Origin of the sequence: Anabaena sp. PCC 7938, from assembly GCF_049315035.1 — a bacterium.
Lineage (GTDB): Bacteria > Cyanobacteriota > Cyanobacteriia > Cyanobacteriales > Nostocaceae > Anabaena > Anabaena cylindrica.
In genome coordinates this window covers 1,671,956-1,688,590 of record NZ_CP186034.1, presented here as the reverse complement: position 1 = coordinate 1,688,590, position 16,635 = coordinate 1,671,956, and the positions used below count along the sequence as shown (strand labels likewise).

The 16,635-nt window shown below is 40.3% G+C and carries 15 protein-coding genes; 5 read left to right on the top strand and 10 right to left on the bottom strand.

Features of this window, described 5'->3' with window-relative positions:
- Nucleotides 1–3: 3 nt before the first annotated feature.
- Nucleotides 4–921 carry a DALR anticodon-binding domain-containing protein gene (locus tag ACOWPH_RS07830; protein WP_015214855.1) on the bottom strand — a complete coding sequence of 306 codons (918 nt, stop codon included), beginning with the start codon at nucleotides 919–921 and terminating at the stop codon, nucleotides 4–6.
- Nucleotides 922–1,231: 310 nt separating this feature from the next.
- Between ACOWPH_RS07830 and ACOWPH_RS07825 the strand changes: the two genes are divergently transcribed.
- Nucleotides 1,232–1,951, top strand: a complete 720-nt coding sequence (locus tag ACOWPH_RS07825) for a Crp/Fnr family transcriptional regulator (RefSeq protein WP_013189801.1) — start codon at nucleotides 1,232–1,234, stop codon at nucleotides 1,949–1,951.
- A 73-nt stretch (nucleotides 1,952–2,024) separates the two neighbouring features.
- Here ACOWPH_RS07825 and ACOWPH_RS07820 read toward each other — a convergent pair whose 3' ends face one another.
- The 7 genes from ACOWPH_RS07820 to ACOWPH_RS07790 all read right to left on the bottom strand — a co-directional run bounded on the left by ACOWPH_RS07820 (nucleotide 2,025) and on the right by ACOWPH_RS07790 (nucleotide 8,695).
- The gene (locus tag ACOWPH_RS07820; protein ID WP_015214854.1) at nucleotides 2,025–3,095 is read right to left on the bottom strand and encodes a PstS family phosphate ABC transporter substrate-binding protein; all 1,071 of its coding nucleotides are present in this window, start codon (nucleotides 3,093–3,095) and stop codon (nucleotides 2,025–2,027) included.
- A 103-nt stretch (nucleotides 3,096–3,198) separates the two neighbouring features.
- On the bottom strand, nucleotides 3,199–3,786 hold the full coding sequence (locus ACOWPH_RS07815; RefSeq protein ID WP_015214853.1) for a nitroreductase family protein: 588 nt from the start codon (nucleotides 3,784–3,786) through the stop codon (nucleotides 3,199–3,201).
- Nucleotides 3,787–3,898: 112 nt separating this feature from the next.
- Nucleotides 3,899–4,372 carry an ABC transporter substrate-binding protein gene (locus ACOWPH_RS07810; RefSeq protein WP_311381496.1) on the bottom strand — a complete coding sequence of 158 codons (474 nt, stop codon included), beginning with the start codon at nucleotides 4,370–4,372 and terminating at the stop codon, nucleotides 3,899–3,901.
- Nucleotides 4,359–4,949, bottom strand: coding sequence for an ABC transporter substrate-binding protein (locus ACOWPH_RS07805; protein ID WP_311381497.1), 591 nt, complete (start codon nucleotides 4,947–4,949; stop codon nucleotides 4,359–4,361). Before ACOWPH_RS07805 ends, ACOWPH_RS07810 begins: the two co-directional genes overlap by 14 nt.
- 84 nt (nucleotides 4,950–5,033) lie before the next feature.
- On the bottom strand, nucleotides 5,034–6,089 hold the full coding sequence (locus tag ACOWPH_RS07800; RefSeq protein ID WP_015214852.1) for a PstS family phosphate ABC transporter substrate-binding protein: 1,056 nt from the start codon (nucleotides 6,087–6,089) through the stop codon (nucleotides 5,034–5,036).
- A 35-nt stretch (nucleotides 6,090–6,124) separates the two neighbouring features.
- Nucleotides 6,125–7,504: a serine/threonine-protein kinase gene (locus ACOWPH_RS07795; protein ID WP_015214851.1), complete on the bottom strand. Its 1,380-nt coding sequence runs from the start codon at nucleotides 7,502–7,504 to the stop codon at nucleotides 6,125–6,127.
- A gap of 177 nt (nucleotides 7,505–7,681) precedes the next feature.
- Nucleotides 7,682–8,695, bottom strand: coding sequence for a LysR family transcriptional regulator (locus tag ACOWPH_RS07790; RefSeq protein WP_015214850.1), 1,014 nt, complete (start codon nucleotides 8,693–8,695; stop codon nucleotides 7,682–7,684).
- A gap of 313 nt (nucleotides 8,696–9,008) precedes the next feature.
- On the opposite strand from ACOWPH_RS07790, the gene ACOWPH_RS07785 reads away from it, so the two are divergent.
- From ACOWPH_RS07785 to ACOWPH_RS07775, 3 genes are all read left to right on the top strand, one after another.
- The gene (locus tag ACOWPH_RS07785; protein WP_015214849.1) at nucleotides 9,009–9,725 is read left to right on the top strand and encodes an NnrU family protein; all 717 of its coding nucleotides are present in this window, start codon (nucleotides 9,009–9,011) and stop codon (nucleotides 9,723–9,725) included.
- 372 nt (nucleotides 9,726–10,097) lie between these two features.
- Complete coding sequence (locus tag ACOWPH_RS07780) at nucleotides 10,098–10,484, top strand: thioredoxin family protein (RefSeq protein ID WP_015214848.1); 387 nt, start codon at nucleotides 10,098–10,100, stop codon at nucleotides 10,482–10,484.
- A gap of 261 nt (nucleotides 10,485–10,745) precedes the next feature.
- Nucleotides 10,746–12,827 (top strand): NAD(P)H-quinone oxidoreductase subunit 5, encoded by a 2,082-nt coding sequence (locus ACOWPH_RS07775; RefSeq protein ID WP_015214847.1) that lies wholly within the window; start codon nucleotides 10,746–10,748, stop codon nucleotides 12,825–12,827.
- Between the two features lie 87 nt (nucleotides 12,828–12,914).
- On the opposite strand, the gene ACOWPH_RS07770 is transcribed toward ACOWPH_RS07775, so the two are convergent.
- Nucleotides 12,915–14,519, bottom strand: a complete 1,605-nt coding sequence (locus ACOWPH_RS07770) for a glycosyltransferase family 39 protein (protein WP_015214846.1) — start codon at nucleotides 14,517–14,519, stop codon at nucleotides 12,915–12,917.
- Between the two features lie 314 nt (nucleotides 14,520–14,833).
- On the opposite strand from ACOWPH_RS07770, the gene ACOWPH_RS07765 reads away from it, so the two are divergent.
- Nucleotides 14,834–16,075, top strand: coding sequence for a glycosyltransferase (locus tag ACOWPH_RS07765; protein WP_015214845.1), 1,242 nt, complete (start codon nucleotides 14,834–14,836; stop codon nucleotides 16,073–16,075).
- 5 nt (nucleotides 16,076–16,080) lie between these two features.
- Here the strand turns inward: ACOWPH_RS07765 and ACOWPH_RS07760 are convergent, their stop codons facing one another.
- On the bottom strand, nucleotides 16,081–16,635 hold the full coding sequence (locus ACOWPH_RS07760; protein WP_015214844.1) for a 3'-5' exonuclease: 555 nt from the start codon (nucleotides 16,633–16,635) through the stop codon (nucleotides 16,081–16,083).

Genomic DNA, 16,635 nt, shown 5'->3' with positions numbered 1-16,635 from the left:
AAATCATAACTCTAGAGGTGCAAAAACCCTCAATTTTGTTTCTAACACAGACCTTAAAACCAACTGAGTAGCTATCAACAATCCCAGTCTAGCTTGAGCTAACTCCAAGGAATTAATTTTCACATCACCCCAAATCCGACAATTACACCAGAAATTTTCAAAAGCTTGGCTCAATTTTAGTGCTGCTTTTTCCCAGTTAACAGAACTTTGAGAATCAGGGAATACCAAATCGTCTACTACTTTTATCAAATTATGAATAAGATAAACCTCATCTGGTTGATGAAGACATAGTTTTTGATCAGAATTTAACCAGGGTATAGCCTGTGCAGACAAGACACCCCCAACATCAACCCGATTATCTACAAGTTGAATCAATCCTTCTCGGTGAGCTAATCGTAATAACGAACAACACCGTGCATGAGCATATTGAATTGGAAATAATAGTTTACTTCTATTTCCCAGAAGGGAGGAGGCAGAAGAAGCAGAGAGGCAGAGTGCGGGGTGCAGGGGAGAGGTATTTTCACCCTTGCTCCCTGCTCCCTGCTCCCTTTCCTCTTCCCAGTCCCCAGTCGTCAGACTATGTAACCAAGCAGCTAAAGTAGGATAAGTTAGTTCTATATGAATTAAACCAGGGGGAATGATTTTAACGCTAAAAATTTTACTGCAATTTGCCGACAAATAACTAGCAAGTTGCTGGGCAATAAGCATCGCTTTTAAATTATCAGATAGAGAAAATTTTATAGCTACGCTAGAAATATATAAAAATTTTTCACTATCTCCACCTTGATATAGAGGAAATTTTCCCTTTCCTCTGCCTAGAATTTCTTCATGCTTAGTATAAACACTTAGAAATTTCACTAAATGGATATATACTAAATGTTTAATTGAGGTATACTTCTTAAAAAGTAGCCAATGATGCACGTAGTTGTTTGGGGAACTTTTTCAGTTATCACCATTTTATCCTGTTCCATCCACCTTTAGATAGAAGTTTAGTCTAGGTAAAGAAAAATGAGAATAGGATAAAATTTGATGAATAATTGATGAATGATTAGTAAACTTTACTACCCTCATTGTACAGTAAGAAGTATAACAAAAGAGTAGAGAGTAAATTGACTTTCTACACTTTGGATAGCTGACGCTGTTAGGCGTTAAGCCTACCCTGTTAACACAAAGACACTCCTTGCACCTTTTTATTTAGTCTTTGTCTTCAGCCGAACGCTCTTTGTTACCTATGCAATCTCAATCCTCCTTTTCCGAGGCATCACGGCCTTTCTTAACTTGGCAACGAATTCTTGATTGGGCTCAAGAACACTACCGCTGCCGCACTTTCAGCAAAGATGAGCGCATTCCAGCCAGACCCGGATTGCTATATTTAGTCCAGAGAGGTGCGATCCGAATGGTAGGAACCGCCCAAGTTAGTGCCACTGCCAGTCAGCTAACATCACGACGCATCAATAGAACTCCAGAAGAAGCTTTTTTGGGTTTTGTGGGAGCAGGGCAACCTTTTGAAATTGTTGCTCAGTCACCATTCACACTCCAGTCTTACGCCCACGTTGACCAAACTGCGGTGCTATGGATGTACTGGCATGATTTAGATAACTGGCCTCATTTCCGTCGTGAAGTCATGGATGCCTTTAGGTATCAACACCAGCGTAAGCTTTTGTGGTTAAGTGCCTTGGGACAAAGGCGCACAATTGACCGGCTTCTAGGATTTCTCACCTTGTTAATTGAGGAATATGGAGAACCGGCGATGAGCGAAACCGATCCCGATGTAATTCGCGGTTATTGCCTACCTTTCCCACTCACCCATGCTCAAATTGGCAGCGCTATTGGTTCAACGCGCGTCACTGTCACCCGCTTAATGGGTAAATTGCGTCAACGCGGACTAATCCTCACCCAAGGGGATAATTTGATTTGCCTACCAGCAGAGTCGATTAACAGAACCAACTAAGGCGCACTTAGAAGCCACTTTGGAAGCGTGTAAGTTTGGTATTTGCCATTGTTGAAGCCATCAAAAGCAGGAGTCAGCGGATTTTAACAAACCCAGCTTGGGTAATTAGTTCCTGTCCCTGCTCTGTTAGCAGTAAGTTAGCATAAGCAACACCTGCTTGCTCCTCAGTTTGACCAGTCTGTTTGACCACCACAAACAGATTTCGGGTAATCGGGTATTTTCCTGATTGAAAAGCCTTGATGTTCAATTGGTTCCGTTTATCAGGACACTCATTAGGGAGAACAAATGGTTCTTGATAGGGAGCAATATATTGCCCTGGCATTAGCCCCAAAGGCAAGGGTTTAATGGAACATTGAGGAACAACCTCTGGGGCAGAAGCGTAATAGATGCCACCAGGACTATCAGCCACCTTTTTTAGGGCTTGGGTGGTCGTAGAGATAAACTCTACTTGGGGACTGAAAGCTTGACCACCCAAAATGTCTTGGACAAAAAGTTCAACTGTACCGCCATCACTGATACGACGAGAATACGGCTTGATTGACAAATTGGGACCACCGACCTGGTTCCAATTATTGATCTTGCCTGTGTAGATAGATTTAAGTTGGTCTATAGTCAATCCTGAGATATTCAGATTAGGGTTCACGGCTACAGCTAACCCATCAATAGCTACAGGAATTTGACTGAGTTTGAATCCACGCTGCTGGGCGCGATTTAACTCTTGGTCTAAAATCGGTCGTGAGGACTGAGCAAAAGTTAGTTGACCATCAATTAATGACTGTATCCCTGTACCAGAACCTGGGGTCGCGTTACTGGGTTGTACATAACGTAGCCGGAACTCTGGTCTTGCTGCTTGAAGTACTGGATCTATTGCCAGTCGAATTGGGGCCCAAGAAGTACTACCACCGTAGTTGAATAATCCTGTAGGGACATTCTGGACGGCAGTAAATGTTGCACCTTGAGAGTCTTCTGATGTATTCTGGGTTTGATTTTGATTACTAGAGCTAGAATTGCTTGACTGAGAGCTAATAATTTGATCTAGATCAACATTTGACTTTCTGGTAAACCACCAAAAACCGCCACCTATGAGCGATATTGTCGTTAACAGAGATAAGGCGAGAATAAGCGTTTCATTTTTTTGAGTCATACAAAGCCAGATTCATTAAAAGTATTAATTTATCTTTCAACATTCTCATAAAACTTTGTTCAGATTGGTAGATCCAATCTGAATTCTATCTAGAACATAGGTTTTAATTTTTACCCCAAGTATTTGTGAATACAAATTCCTGTTGGGGTTTGCGTTGTCGCGGAGCAAATTCACGCTGTTGGTATTGTTCAGGTAAAGTTTGGGGATCGCCTGGATAACCAATTGCGATCGCACTTACTGCTTCATATCCCTCTGGAATGCTATATAAATCCTGCGCTTTAGATGCATCAAATCCTGCCATCTGGTGAACAAACAAGCCTAAGGAAGTTGCTTGAATAACAAGACTGCAAACTGCTCCTCCTAGATCATAAAAAGCATGACGGTTCGGTTGTCCATTCTTCTCAAAATTAAGTTTGGCTACCGAGATCATGAGAACAGGAACATTCTTTGCCCATACTTGATTTGGTTCTACTAGACAACTCAGCAGCTTGCTAAATTCTTCTGGATTTTCCTGAGTGGCAACAATAAAATACCAAGGTTGCTCATTATAGGAAGAAGCAGACCAACGCGCCGCTTCTAACAAACTATAAAGTGTTTCTGCTTCTATCTGTTTTTCTGCAAAGGCTAAGGGACTCCAGCGTTGTTGCAGCAACTGATGAATTGGATATTGGGGATTAGCTAGTTTTTCCATGATTTTTTCTCTTGAACAACAGTTTGGTGATTTAATTCCCAGTAACTTATGTGTCAAAGTATCAAGCCCCAACACATAACTTAATTACAAATTATGAATTACAAATTACGAATTATTTTAAATTGTCTCGTATAGGCTCAAAATCATACCCAGTGCGGGAACGATTACCGGGAACAATTTTCACAAGTTGGACAGGGGCATTGCGATCGCCTGATTGCAAAAAGCGAATTGCGCCAGAAGCACCCGTAGCAGAAAAATCTGACGAAAGTAAAGCTTGTTGAATTCCAGACCGAGTAGGATTAATTTCTAGTGCTGCAATAAAGGCTTTTGTAGCATCATATGCTAGGGCAGTACGCCAACTCACATCACCACCCCATAACTGCCGGGATTTTTGGGGAAAATCTGACTTAGAATCACCATCAATATGCCAGGGAACTGCTACTACCATTCCTGTTGCTTGTTCTCTACCAACTTCTAAAGTTATCACAGTATAAACATCATCACCTCCCAGAACACTCAGACGTTTCTGATTCACCTGAACTACTTGCAGTGCTTTGTCTAAAGTGTCGGTATTAGTGGCTAACATTAACACTTTTACCCCTTCCTGAATTGTCAGAATTTTTGACTAAAGTGGCTGCAATTTGTTTGGATATTTCTGGATTATCTTCATCGTTGGCGATTCCTATTTTTAAAGGTATTCCTTTAATTCCTCCAGCAGTATTAATTTCACTTTGGGATTGAGCCATACCCCGTAAAATCTCTAATGCCGCATTGGGGTTATTACCAATCGGTAAAGATGTAACTATAGTATAGTTTTTGCCGTTGCCAATGCGGGCATTATTCTGATATATCAGTGCTTCTGGGTCGTTACGATTGTTTTTTAGCGAGGCTGTGAAATCTGCAATTGCTTTTTCATAGTTTTTATTAGCTATTGCTTGTATCCCATCTTTTTTCGCTGGAAAAATATTGCCAATAGTTAAACTTTTTTCTCCAAAGCTAATCCGTTCATTAATTGGTTGGTTGTTATTTGTTTGATTAGGAGTATTGGCATTGTCAAATTTAACTCCAGCTTTATTCACAAAAAACCAAATACCACCACCCAGTATACCAATTGTTAATAGCAGAGATATAACTAAAACTTTAGTTTCATTTTTTTGGGACATAACCGATTTGTAGTGGATTAAATTTGCTATTTAGCTATTCTGATAAATATGGCTATCACTTATAATATAATAGCTTAATCGAGATTATTTAATTCTGATAAATCCAGCTTTTTCAATTAGTTCTTGACCTTGAGGTGTTACTAACCAATTGGCATAAGCTTCTCCCGCTTGTTGATCAGTTTGGTTATTCTGTTTTACAATTACAAATAAATTCCGAGTTATTGGGTAAGCTCCACTACGGAAATCCTGAATATTTAACTGATTACGCTTACCAGGACATTGAGAACTGGGTATATATGGTTGTTGATATGGCGGTATTAATTGGCTAATTGTACGACCCATTGGTAGGGTTTTAATGGTACATTGGGGGACAACTTCAGGAGCAGAAGCGTAGTAAATTCCGCCTGGAATAGAGGCTATTTTCCTGATAGCTTCTGTGGTTGTAGGACTGTAAATCACGTTTGTACCAAAGTTTTCTTTATTGAGAACATTGTCAACGAAAAATTCTACAGTTCCACCGGCCTCCTTGGTGCGAGATACGGGTTGAATTAGCAAATTTGGTCCACCAACATTTTTCCAGTTAGTAATTTTGCCTGTATAAATGTCTTTAAGTTGAGCAACGGTTAAGCCAGAAACATTAAGTTGGGGATTAACTGCGATTGCAATTCCATCCAGTGCAATAGGAATTTCTTTGAGACTAAATCCTTTTTTCTGAGCTTCTGTATTTTCTTCTGCTTTAATTGAACGAGAAGATTGAGAAAAAGCCAGTTGATTATCTATTAACATTTTAATTCCTGTACCTGAACCCGGTTTTTCATTAGTGGGTTGGGTGTAGCGCAAGGTAAATTGAGGACAAATGCTTAACAAGACAGAATCTACATCTCTACGGATGGGAGCCCAGGTTGTACTTCCACCGTAATTAAATATTCCTTGTGGTGAGTTGGATAAGGTACAATTAGTTGGTACATTATTAGGGGTAATTAAGTTATAACTGGAATTACTAGAAGTAGAAGTGTTATTATTCTGAACTGGGTTTATTTTTGCCCAACGTTCCATTAAAAACCACATTCCTCCAAAAATTAGAGTAATAGTAGTAATTAGCGATAATACAATTACCTGAGTTTCTTTTTTTTGAGACATGAGTTAATTTCTTAATGTTGTTAAATAATCTTCATTTAAAGTATTGAAGATAATAATTTATAAATTAGTCGAAATATGGCTGTCATCGCAATGCTTATTAAAGCAGCAGCAACCGCTAAAATAACTACTTGTTGAAGGACAATACCTCCCCGTAAATAAGGGAAGAAAAATATAATTGCAAAACTTATGCCCGCAATAATTAACAAGTCATATTTTTCTAGCCAGCGTTTAGTTTGGCTAAAAATGAGGATGCCCAAAACCACAAAAGCAATAGCTAAAGTGATGATTGGATTTTTGACTAAACTCAAAAGTGCGATCGCTATTAATGCCCCTTCAAAACCGCTAAAAGCCGCTCCTGCCAATAATTCCCAGATAGCAAAGGCTGGTTGAACTGGTACTGGTTTTTGTGGTGGCTGTGGTATTAATGGGGGTGGTTGTATTTGTGGTGGTGCAGTTGGGGGAACGGAGGGAGGAGAAAGGGCTTCTAGTACTTCCTGGGCTGACTGAAAGCGTTGACTAGCAGCAGGTAGCAGCATTTTGTCTAAAATATCAGCAAGTCTGGGGTTGACTTTAATTTGAGAACGCCATTTCCATTGGTTGCTGTAGGCATCAAAAAGTTTATTTGCTTCTTGACCAGTCATTAAAGTGATGAGGGTAACAGCTAAAGCATATAAATCTGTAGATGGAAATACTTGACTTCCTGACATTTGTTCTGGTGGTGCAAACCCCATAGAATAAATTCCTGTGGAACCAGCAGCACCAGAAGGAGCATTAGCGACTAACTTAACTGCACCAAAATCTAGTAAAAATAGTGTGCCATCTCGACGACGCATAATATTAGAGGGTTTAATGTCTCTGTGGATAATGCCTCTATCGTGGATAAATGTCAGCACTGGGAGAATTTCTCTGAGTATTTCTAGTACTTGGACTTCAGAAAAATTGCCATTTTGAGCCAATTCTTCTTCTAAGTTTTGCCCATCAATATATTCTTGGACTAAATAAAAAAACTGGTCTTGAGTTCCTGGTTGTAAACCCTGAATTACTACAGGAAAGAAAGCAAATAAGTCAGGAATTTGTTTGTGTTCATTACCTATTTGTGCTAAAACTTCTGCTTCTCTTTCAAATAAATTTTGTGCTAATTGTAGTTGATCTGATGTTAAATTACCTGCCGGTTGGAATTGTTTAACTACACATAAACGCATTCCTGGAATTCGACGATCACTTGCTAAAAAGGCGGCTCCAAAGCCTCCTCTGCCTAGTAAACTAGTTGGAACATAGCGACCATCTAACAAAAGTGGCATACCACAGCTAGTACAATATTTCTGCTGTGTTGTTTTTAGGGTTGTCAGATTATCTAAATCGGCAAAGTAGTTTTTTGGGCGCGGGCAGCGTGGACGAGTGCAGTAAACTTCCATGTTAGTTTTTATTCATTGGCCATTAGTCATTAGTCATTAGTCATTAGCCACAGCAATGGACAGGGTGATTAGGATATCAATGAATGATGAAACTCATGCTAAGACAGGTTTGATCCTGAATTCTGACTCCTGCTATATTTACTTTTGACTACTGACTATTGACTTTTGACAAAATGTTTATTCTGCGTCGGATGAGTTGGGTGTTAGTGTATCTAATGTAGCTAATGCTAAATCCTTGTGTGATAATTTTAACGTATCTCCATCCCATCCAGGAGTAGCAAATTGGGGTAAGATTTCCTGACTAAAGGCTTCTGCGGCTTTAGAACGATAGCGATTGGGATTAACGATCAACCACAAAGTGCGTTTGACGATAACTCCTTCAATAGGAACACGATGCAGCACACCCATTTGTAATTCTTTAGCGATCGCAGCAGTAGAGACAAAAGCTGCCCCCAATCCAGATTGCACAGCGTTTTTAATAGCTTCAATGGAATTTAGTTCCATTTCAAATTTAAAACGTCTGGTATCAATTTCACAGCGTGCTAATACCTGATCAATGACTTTGCGGATAGTGGATTGGGAGTCTAGAGCAATGAATTGTAGTTTATATAGGTCTTCTCTTTGAATGGTTTCGAGTTTAGCAAAGGGATGGGATGTAGGTAAAATCAGCGCCAGTTCATCTTCAGCGTAAGGAACGATTTCCAAAGATTCTGCCAGTTCACCGGGAATCTCGCCACCAATGATCGCTAAATCAACTTGTCCATTAGCCACACTCCAAGCCGTGCGACGGGTAGAGTGGACGTGTAATTGTACAGCCACATCTGGATATTTTTGTCGAAACATTCCAATCATGCGCGGTAAAAGATAAGTGCCGGTAGTTTGAGAAGCTCCGACAATTAAAGTACCGCCTTGGAGATTTTGTAAATCCTCAATAGCGCGACAAGTTTCTTGACACAGACTGAGGATTTTTTCACCGTAGCTCAGGAGTAGATGCCCTGCTTCGGTTAATTGGGCGCGTCGTCCTCCCCGATCAAATAAGGGGACATCCAGTTGGCGTTCCAGGTTTTGTACTTGCAAACTGACTGCTGGTTGGGAGACGTAAAGACTGTCAGCGGCGCGTTTGAAGCTCCCTTCTGCGGCGATCGCTTTGAGAATGCGTAACTGATCTAAAGTGAAAGGAAGGTCAGACATAAGGCTCAACCCACAAACTTTGAAAGGAGCGGATTTGGCAATAAATCAAATTTCACAGCTATAAGCTGGGTATAATTTATTGCATTTTCGAGGTAGAGGCTTTATTCAAACAAGACATTATCACAACATCTTGAATAAAGTTCTTTTTTAAACACTAAGTGGTATTAGTTGTATTGCACTTTCAACTTCGAGGTTTGACACCAAGAAGACGTTACCACAACATCTTGACTCTTGACTAAAGTCTCCTTGTGCATACTTTGTGGTATTGGTGGTACTGAATTTAGTTTTCTTTAAGATTACTTCACTTGTGTCTATGATGCCGAATCCTTGGTTCACCTCCAGTTATTTTGTCATGCTGGGGCTACAATTAGCTTTTGCGATCGCTCACAGCGGAGGCGCAGCCCTTCGTCCTTGGGCAGAAAAATACATCGGACCAAGACTGTATCGCATTTTATTTGCATTAGTTAGCTTACCCTTAGCAGGAATATTAATTGTTTACTTTTTTAACCACCGTTATGATGGCTTGCAGCTGTGGCAAGTGCAAGGTATACCGGGAGTGAAAGCAGTAGTTTGGGTGCTATCAGCGATTTCGTTTTTATTTTTATACCCTGCCACCTTCAATTTACTAGAAATTGCGGCTATTCAAAAGCCAGAAGTTCGTCTCTACGAAACAGGAATTATGCGGATTACTCGCCATCCGCAAATGATAGGACAAGTGATTTGGTGCGTTGCCCATACCCTGTGGTTAGGGACTACTTTTACCCTAGTCACATCACTAGGTTTAGTGCTACATCACCTCTTTGGGGTTTGGCATGGAGATCGTCGTTTGCGCGATCGCTATGGAGAAGCTTTTGAAGTGGTTAAACAGCGAACTTCAATTATTCCCTTTCAAGCAATTTTTGATGGTCGTCAATCTCTCAAATGGGAAGAATTTCTGCGTCCTGCTTACTTGGGAGTTGCCATTTTTGTCGCTTTGCTTTGGTGGTCACACCCCTTGTTAGTCGTAGCAACTAGTAGGATAGCGTGGTAGTTTCTAGTGATCCCCAAGATCACAATAAACACTAATCTAATAAAAATTCCCGGTTATCAAATACCACCAAATCAATGTAGGATAAATTCAAATAGCTTTCAGTGGGATTTTCCTCCGTTAGTTTGAGATTTTATATTTGGTAGTTGCTGATCAAGTTAATTTCCTGGGGAGGAAACGGCAATCAGGAGTTAAACATCAACAAAAGCCAGCGCGACATTGACGGTGGCTTTTTTGTCAGCACAACCATAAAAGCGCTGAATTATTACATATTCATACTGTAATTATAAGCGCTACTATTCCTAAAGACTGACTTGCCAATCCCTGCTAATGCTAGTTACTTTGATATAAAAACCCTATAAATCAAGAGGCGTCATGGTGTTGTCGGTCAGTGAGCGGACATTTACTCAAGAAGTTTTAGAATCTCCAATTCCAGTGTTAGTTAATTTTGAGGCTCCTTGGTGTGGCTTGTGTCGCATCATCCACCCTTTGTTACTACAATTTCAAGCTCAATGCGACGGCGAAATCAAACTTGTGGGGGTTAACGCCGACCAAAATTTCAAGCTATCTACCACTTATAGACTTAAATCACTACCAACTTTACTGTTGATTGAAAAAGGTATAGTCCGCCAGCGCTTAGAAGGTTTTCGCAGTAGAGACGATTTACGTCTGGCCTTAGAAGAAATAAAACTCAGTTACATTACTAACAATAAAACATACAGTACGTCTAAAACAGCGGACTTAGAATGCCGCACAGTTTGATTGGAGGTAGAAGAAGCAGGGTGGCAAAGCTGATTTTCTCAATCACCAGTTACCTAGTAAAAAGTCCCCAATCCCTAGCAAAAAGTCCCCAAATCTAAAACCATGCTTAACACCCCACCAAGAGCTTCATAGGTGGGGTATTTTATCCTCTAGGGTGTGTGTCACAATTATTAACAGTTCCGACCTGGACAGTTGCCTGCAAAGGAAACTTCCGCAGCACTATCCTAACTTAGTCAAGAATTATAAAAGTAGGCGTCAGTGATGGAAGTAATCTATCAGTATGCCTGGCTGATTCCAGCATTACCTCTTTTAGGAGCAATGCTGGTCGGTCTAGGGTTAATCTCGTTAAATCAGGTGACAAATCGCCTGCGGCAGCTTAACGCTGTGGTAATCATCTCCCTGATGGGAGCAGCTATGGGGCTGTCGCTGGCCTTGCTGTGGAGTCAATTTCAAGGACATGAGCCTTATCTCCGTACCTTTGAGTGGGCAGCAGCAGGTAGTTTTCACCTGACAATGGGCTACACTATTGACCACCTGACAGCCTTAATGCTGGTGATTGTGACAACAGTAGCCTTCTTAGTCATGATTTACACTGATGGCTACATGGCGCATGACCCAGGTTACGTGCGGTTTTATGCCTATCTCAGCTTATTTGGTTCCTCAATGTTGGGTCTGGTGGTCAGCCCCAACCTGGTACAAGTTTATATTTTCTGGGAATTGGTAGGGATGTGTTCCTACCTCCTAGTCGGGTTTTGGTACGATCGCAAAGCAGCAGCAGATGCTTGTCAAAAGGCATTTGTCACTAACCGGGTGGGTGACTTCGGTCTACTCCTGGGAATTCTGGGGCTGTTTTGGGCAACAGGCAGCTTTGATTTCATGATTATGGGCGATCGCTTATCTGAACTAGTAGAAACCGGTTCTGTGAGCAATTTCCTCGCCATCGTGTTAGCAATTCTCGTCTTTCTCGGCCCAGTTGCTAAATCTGCTCAATTTCCCCTCCACGTCTGGCTACCAGATGCGATGGAAGGCCCCACCCCCATTTCTGCCCTCATCCATGCGGCAACAATGGTGGCAGCGGGTGTGTTTCTGATTGCCCGGATGTACCCAGTATTTGAAAACGTTCCCGCAGCTATGAACGTGATTGCCTTCACTGGGGCATTTACCGCGTTTTTAGGTGCGACTATCGCTATTACCCAAAACGACATCAAAAAGGGACTGGCTTATTCCACCATTTCCCAACTCGGTTACATGGTAATGGCGATGGGATTAGGCGCTTACTCTGCTGGATTATTTCACCTGATGACCCACGCCTATTTCAAGGCGATGCTATTCCTGGGTTCAGGTTCGGTAATTCATGGCATGGAAGGCGTTGTTGGTCATGATGCCGTTTTGGCGCAGGATATGCGCTTAATGGGCGGACTACGGAAGTATATGCCCGCAACTAGTATCACTTTCTTTATTGGTTGCGTGGCAATTTCCGGGCTTCCTCCTTTTGCTGGTTTTTGGTCAAAAGATGAAATTCTTGGTGCGGCTTTTGCTGCTAACCCCTTCTTGTGGTTGATTGGTTGGCTAACTGCCGGGATTACCGCTTTTTATATGTTCAGAATGTATTTCTCGACATTTGAAGGGCAATTCCGGGGTAATGACGAAAAAATCAAAACCCAACTCAAAAATGCTGCGGCTGCGGCTGCTGGAAAATTAGGTGTAGCAGAATTAGCGCCTAACTTTGGCCCAGGGGCAATGAAAAAAGGAGAATTGGCTGCACATGACTCCCACGGACACCACAGCACCTCTCCCCATGAGTCCCCTTGGACAATGACTTTACCGTTGTTGGTGTTGGCAATTCCTTCGATGTTGATTGGTTTGGTGGGTACTCCCTACGCCAATTATTTTGAGCAGTTCATCTATTCTCCTAACGAAAGTTTGGCTGAGGTGATGGAAAAAGCGGCTGAATTTGACCCCCATGAGTTTTACATCATGGCGGGTAGTTCAATTGCTATTTCTGTAGTGGGTATTACTTTGGCGGTGCTGATGTATTTAGCCCGGAAAATTGACCCCGCTGCGATCGCATCTAAAATCAAGCCTCTTTACGAACTATCCTTGAACAAGTGGTACTTTGATGACATTTATCATCGTGTCTTTGTCCTTGGTTTACGTCGTGTTGCTAGACAAGTGATGGAAGTTGATTTCCGCGTTGTTGACGGTGCTGTTAACTTGACAGGCTTCTTTACTCTTGTCAGTGGAGAAGGGTTGAAATACCTGGAAAGCGGTCGGGTTCAATTCTATGCCTTGATTGTATTTGGGGCTGTTTTGGGCTTGGTAATTGTTTTTGGTGTTACCTGATTTTTATAGGGGTGGGCGTTTGTCCGCCCCTAGATTATTTTTTGCACGCAGAGTCGCAGAGAGGCTATTTGGGTATTTCATATTAATCTAAGCAGTTTTACTAAATTTTTTCTTCAGGTGCGACAGCTTACCATCTTTGTAAACAGTATCTAATTTATATGTTTTCTCTAGTTCAGCTTGAAATTCCGGTGAGGGACTATATAAAAATATGTCACTAAACCCATTAGGAATCTCAGGCACAACAGGTTTTGAATTTAATACTAGTTGTATTTGCACTTTTTCATTTAGTAAATGACTCAGGGACATCAAGTTACCAATATTTAGGGAATAGGTACTGCTGATTAAAAGTGGATTTGCTGATTGATTGATAATACGAGCTATTTCCGAATGAGTATTTCTACCTTTAGTCCACCATCCATCTGCCTGAGAACTAACTGCACAGGATAAAATACCAACAGAAATTAAAACAACTAATACTGATTTCCAAAATTTGCGAACTATGTCTTTAGAAGTAATTATTTGAGTTGCCAACAAATAAGCAACAGATAATTGAATACCTATATAAGAGGGAATTACGTATCTAGGACGAATGCTTAACTTACCTCCAATTATCACATCAGGTAAGATGAGAGCTAAGGCAAATACACCACTCAAAATTAAAACAAATAACCATACTTGTAGTGAGGTTCGACGGCAAAGAAATATGAATGAATATATGGTTAAAATTAAAAATAGAGGAACTAAAAATCTCCCCAATCGCAAAATTGGTAAATCTAAATCTGGAATAAATTGTTCATATATCCAAAAGTCACCAAACAAATAGCTGATATTTCTAATACAGGTAGAAACTAAAACTGATAAAGATTGTCTTATTTGTGCAGTAGCTGTAGAACTTTCAATTACAGTTAGGTTATTAATAATATTTAAAATCCAAGGCAGAAAAGAGATGAAAGCAATAATAGCTGCGACTAGATAGGCTCTAAATTGTTTGGTAAACCTAAATTTTTCTATGAATAATAGATAAATGCCGTGGGAAATTACTACCAGTCCAGAAAACAAAAATGTATACAATCCTAATGCTACTGTTAAGGCATAAAATCCCCAATTCTTTTTACTACCAATCCTGATCGCTCGCAAGAAAACTGCACTACTTAATAATGTGGTTAAAATCCATAAAGCAAACTGTCGTGCTTCTTGGGCATATAAAACATGAAAGGGTGATACTGTTATCAGGGCAACGCTTATCCATGCAGTTATCGGTGATTTAAATAATTCTAAACATAACCAATAAATGCAAGGTAAAGACAATAAACTAATGAGAATTGATAGGCTTCTAGCGCTGGTAATTGAATTACCAAAAATTTGCATCCATAATCTCAACATCCCATAATAAAGTGGGGGATGTTGAGCATCATCTACAGCTAAAGAGTTAATTGTATCTGTTAATCCAGTTTCAGAATTTAGGCGCTGAAATTTTTTTAATGCTTCAATAGGTAAAACTTTTCCATTAAATACTTCATTGATTAATTCTGATTTAGTATATCCAGAAATTCTTAGTGATGTGTATGCTTCATCATGCCAGTAAACTTTTCTATCAACATTAACACAACGAAAAAATATGGCTAGTATTAATAATACGCTCATTAAAGCTCCTAGCCAATTAGGAGGAAGAATTCTAGAGATTTTGTTCATGCTTTCTAGAATCAAATATAGGTTTTTAAGATGAATTTATTAGCGGTTGTTGTTAACTGCGAATGATTTAATGTGCTGGGAATGAATGCTTAATAAGTATTATTACATAAATAGCAGTATTTAAATATAAAGTTACGATAAACTAAATGAAAATACTGAAGCAAAAAACTTTTCCAATACTTCACATTAGAACTGCACAATTGCTAAGAGGATAAAAAAGATGTATAAAAAAGTATAGTGTATCCAATGGGGAAAGACTGTTTCAGTTAAAAGTAGATTTTTACACTTACACTTAAGTATCAAAGTTTTAATTTATGAATACCAACTCGTCGAACTCTCTGTTAGCAGTTCCCACTGGCGTATTAAAGATTTCTGAATATCCACCCGTTGATGTGGCTGTAGATCATCCAATTTTTCTATCTCTAGTTATTCCTACGTATAAAGAGCGTGACAATATCGAAAATGTAGTCAATATTTTAAGTCACTTACTGGATGAGGCTATCCCTGGTAATTATGAACTGATTGTCGTGGATGATGATAGCCCAGATCGGACTTGGGAAGTAGCACAATCACTGATACCAGATTACCCCCAATTGCGGGTGATGCGACGAGAAGAGGAACGGGGACTGTCTTCGGCAGTAATTCGTGGGTGGCAAGCCGCTACAGGGCGTGTTTTAGGTGTAATTGATGGGGATTTACAGCATCCACCAGAGGTGTTGACGCAACTTTTAGGGAAGATAGAAGATGGAGCAGATTTAGCTTTAGCCAGTCGTCACGTAGATGGTGGTGGTGTGAGTAGTTGGAGTGTGATTAGGCGCTTTTTGTCTCGTGGGGCGCAAGTGTTGGGATTGATTATATTACCAGGGGTGCTGGGAAGAGTGTCTGATCCGATGAGTGGTTATTTTATGGTTAGGCGGAGTGCGATCGCTAATGCCACACTTAATCCTGTAGGTTATAAAATTCTTCTAGAGGTGATCGGCCGGGGAAAAGTGGGTGAAATTGCTGAAGCTGGTTATGTCTTCCGCGAACGGACAGAAGGCGAAAGCAAGGTGACATGGAAGCAATATTTAGAGTATATCCATCACCTAGTCCGGTTACGGGTATCTACTGGACGCATAGGAAAAATTAGGAGAAAAGTTAATTTCCCTGTGGGTCGATTTCTCCGCTTTGGTGCAGTGGGGCTAAGTGGGGTATTTGTAGATATGGTGATGCTTTACTTATTAAGTGATCCAACCACCCTCGCTTTACCCTTAACACGCAGTAAAATTATTGCTGGTGAAATTGCTATTTTCAATAATTTCTTATGGAATGATGCTTGGACGTTTGCGGATGTCTCCATGCTACAAAAAGGTTGGAAGCCAAGATTGAAGCGGTTTTTGAAGTTTAATGTGATTTGCTTGGCCGGATTGTTTTTAAACGTGATGGTATTGAATATAGTGTTTAATTTCCTCATTCCTAATCGCTATATTGCTAACTTGATAGCGATCGCAGTTGCCACAATCTGGAATTTCTGGGTAAACCTCAAACTAAGCTGGCGGGTAACTGATGTGAAATAATCAATTTAACTTATTTTTGTAGTTTGCATATATCTGTAAATAGCCGCAATATTACGGGCATCATCAATTCCTCTATGATGTGTACCTTGTAATTCCATGCCTAAATGCTTAAGGGCTTGCGCCATACCAAACTTATGAGATACACCCAAATATTCAGAAAATTCATTTTTGATATTTCTGTGTTCAGAACCGAAAGGATAGGAAATATTATGAAACTTACAATCTTGGAGAAATTGCGTTTTGTCATAATTTCCCCAAGAGCAGAATATATTATTAGGAAATGAATCAATCCATTCTTTAAACTGGGGAATCACCTCTGTAAATAGAGGTGCTGACTCAACTTGTTGCTGAGTAATACTTGTTAACTCAGTACAGAAAGCTGTAAGTTGGGGATGTCGAACAGGTTGGATAAATTGTTGAAACTCAGAATCAATCTCCCAGGTTTTTCTATTCAGCATTACCGCACCAATTTCGATAATCTCCATTTCGTGACGCGGTATAGTCCGTTGATTACAACAAGTAGCTTCAAGATCGACTATCAGAAAATAATTATTACTCAT

Coding starts and splice junctions, on each gene's coding strand:
- ACOWPH_RS07825 (WP_013189801.1), top strand. CDS start 1,232: ATGCAATCTCAATCCTCCTTTTCCGAGGCATCACGGCCTTTCTTAACT.
- ACOWPH_RS07810 (WP_311381496.1), bottom strand. CDS start 4,372: ATGTTAGCCACTAATACCGACACTTTAGACAAAGCACTGCAAGTAGTT.
- ACOWPH_RS07800 (WP_015214852.1), bottom strand. CDS start 6,089: ATGTCTCAAAAAAAAGAAACTCAGGTAATTGTATTATCGCTAATTACT.
- ACOWPH_RS07775 (WP_015214847.1), top strand. CDS start 10,746: ATGGAAGTAATCTATCAGTATGCCTGGCTGATTCCAGCATTACCTCTT.
- ACOWPH_RS07795 (WP_015214851.1), bottom strand. CDS start 7,504: ATGGAAGTTTACTGCACTCGTCCACGCTGCCCGCGCCCAAAAAACTAC.
- ACOWPH_RS07770 (WP_015214846.1), bottom strand. CDS start 14,519: ATGAACAAAATCTCTAGAATTCTTCCTCCTAATTGGCTAGGAGCTTTA.
- ACOWPH_RS07780 (WP_015214848.1), top strand. CDS start 10,098: ATGGTGTTGTCGGTCAGTGAGCGGACATTTACTCAAGAAGTTTTAGAA.
- ACOWPH_RS07765 (WP_015214845.1), top strand. CDS start 14,834: ATGAATACCAACTCGTCGAACTCTCTGTTAGCAGTTCCCACTGGCGTA.
- ACOWPH_RS07815 (WP_015214853.1), bottom strand. CDS start 3,786: ATGGAAAAACTAGCTAATCCCCAATATCCAATTCATCAGTTGCTGCAA.
- ACOWPH_RS07790 (WP_015214850.1), bottom strand. CDS start 8,695: ATGTCTGACCTTCCTTTCACTTTAGATCAGTTACGCATTCTCAAAGCG.
- ACOWPH_RS07785 (WP_015214849.1), top strand. CDS start 9,009: ATGATGCCGAATCCTTGGTTCACCTCCAGTTATTTTGTCATGCTGGGG.
- ACOWPH_RS07820 (WP_015214854.1), bottom strand. CDS start 3,095: ATGACTCAAAAAAATGAAACGCTTATTCTCGCCTTATCTCTGTTAACG.
- ACOWPH_RS07760 (WP_015214844.1), bottom strand. CDS start 16,635: ATGAGTAATAATTATTTTCTGATAGTCGATCTTGAAGCTACTTGTTGT.
- ACOWPH_RS07805 (WP_311381497.1), bottom strand. CDS start 4,949: ATGTCCCAAAAAAATGAAACTAAAGTTTTAGTTATATCTCTGCTATTA.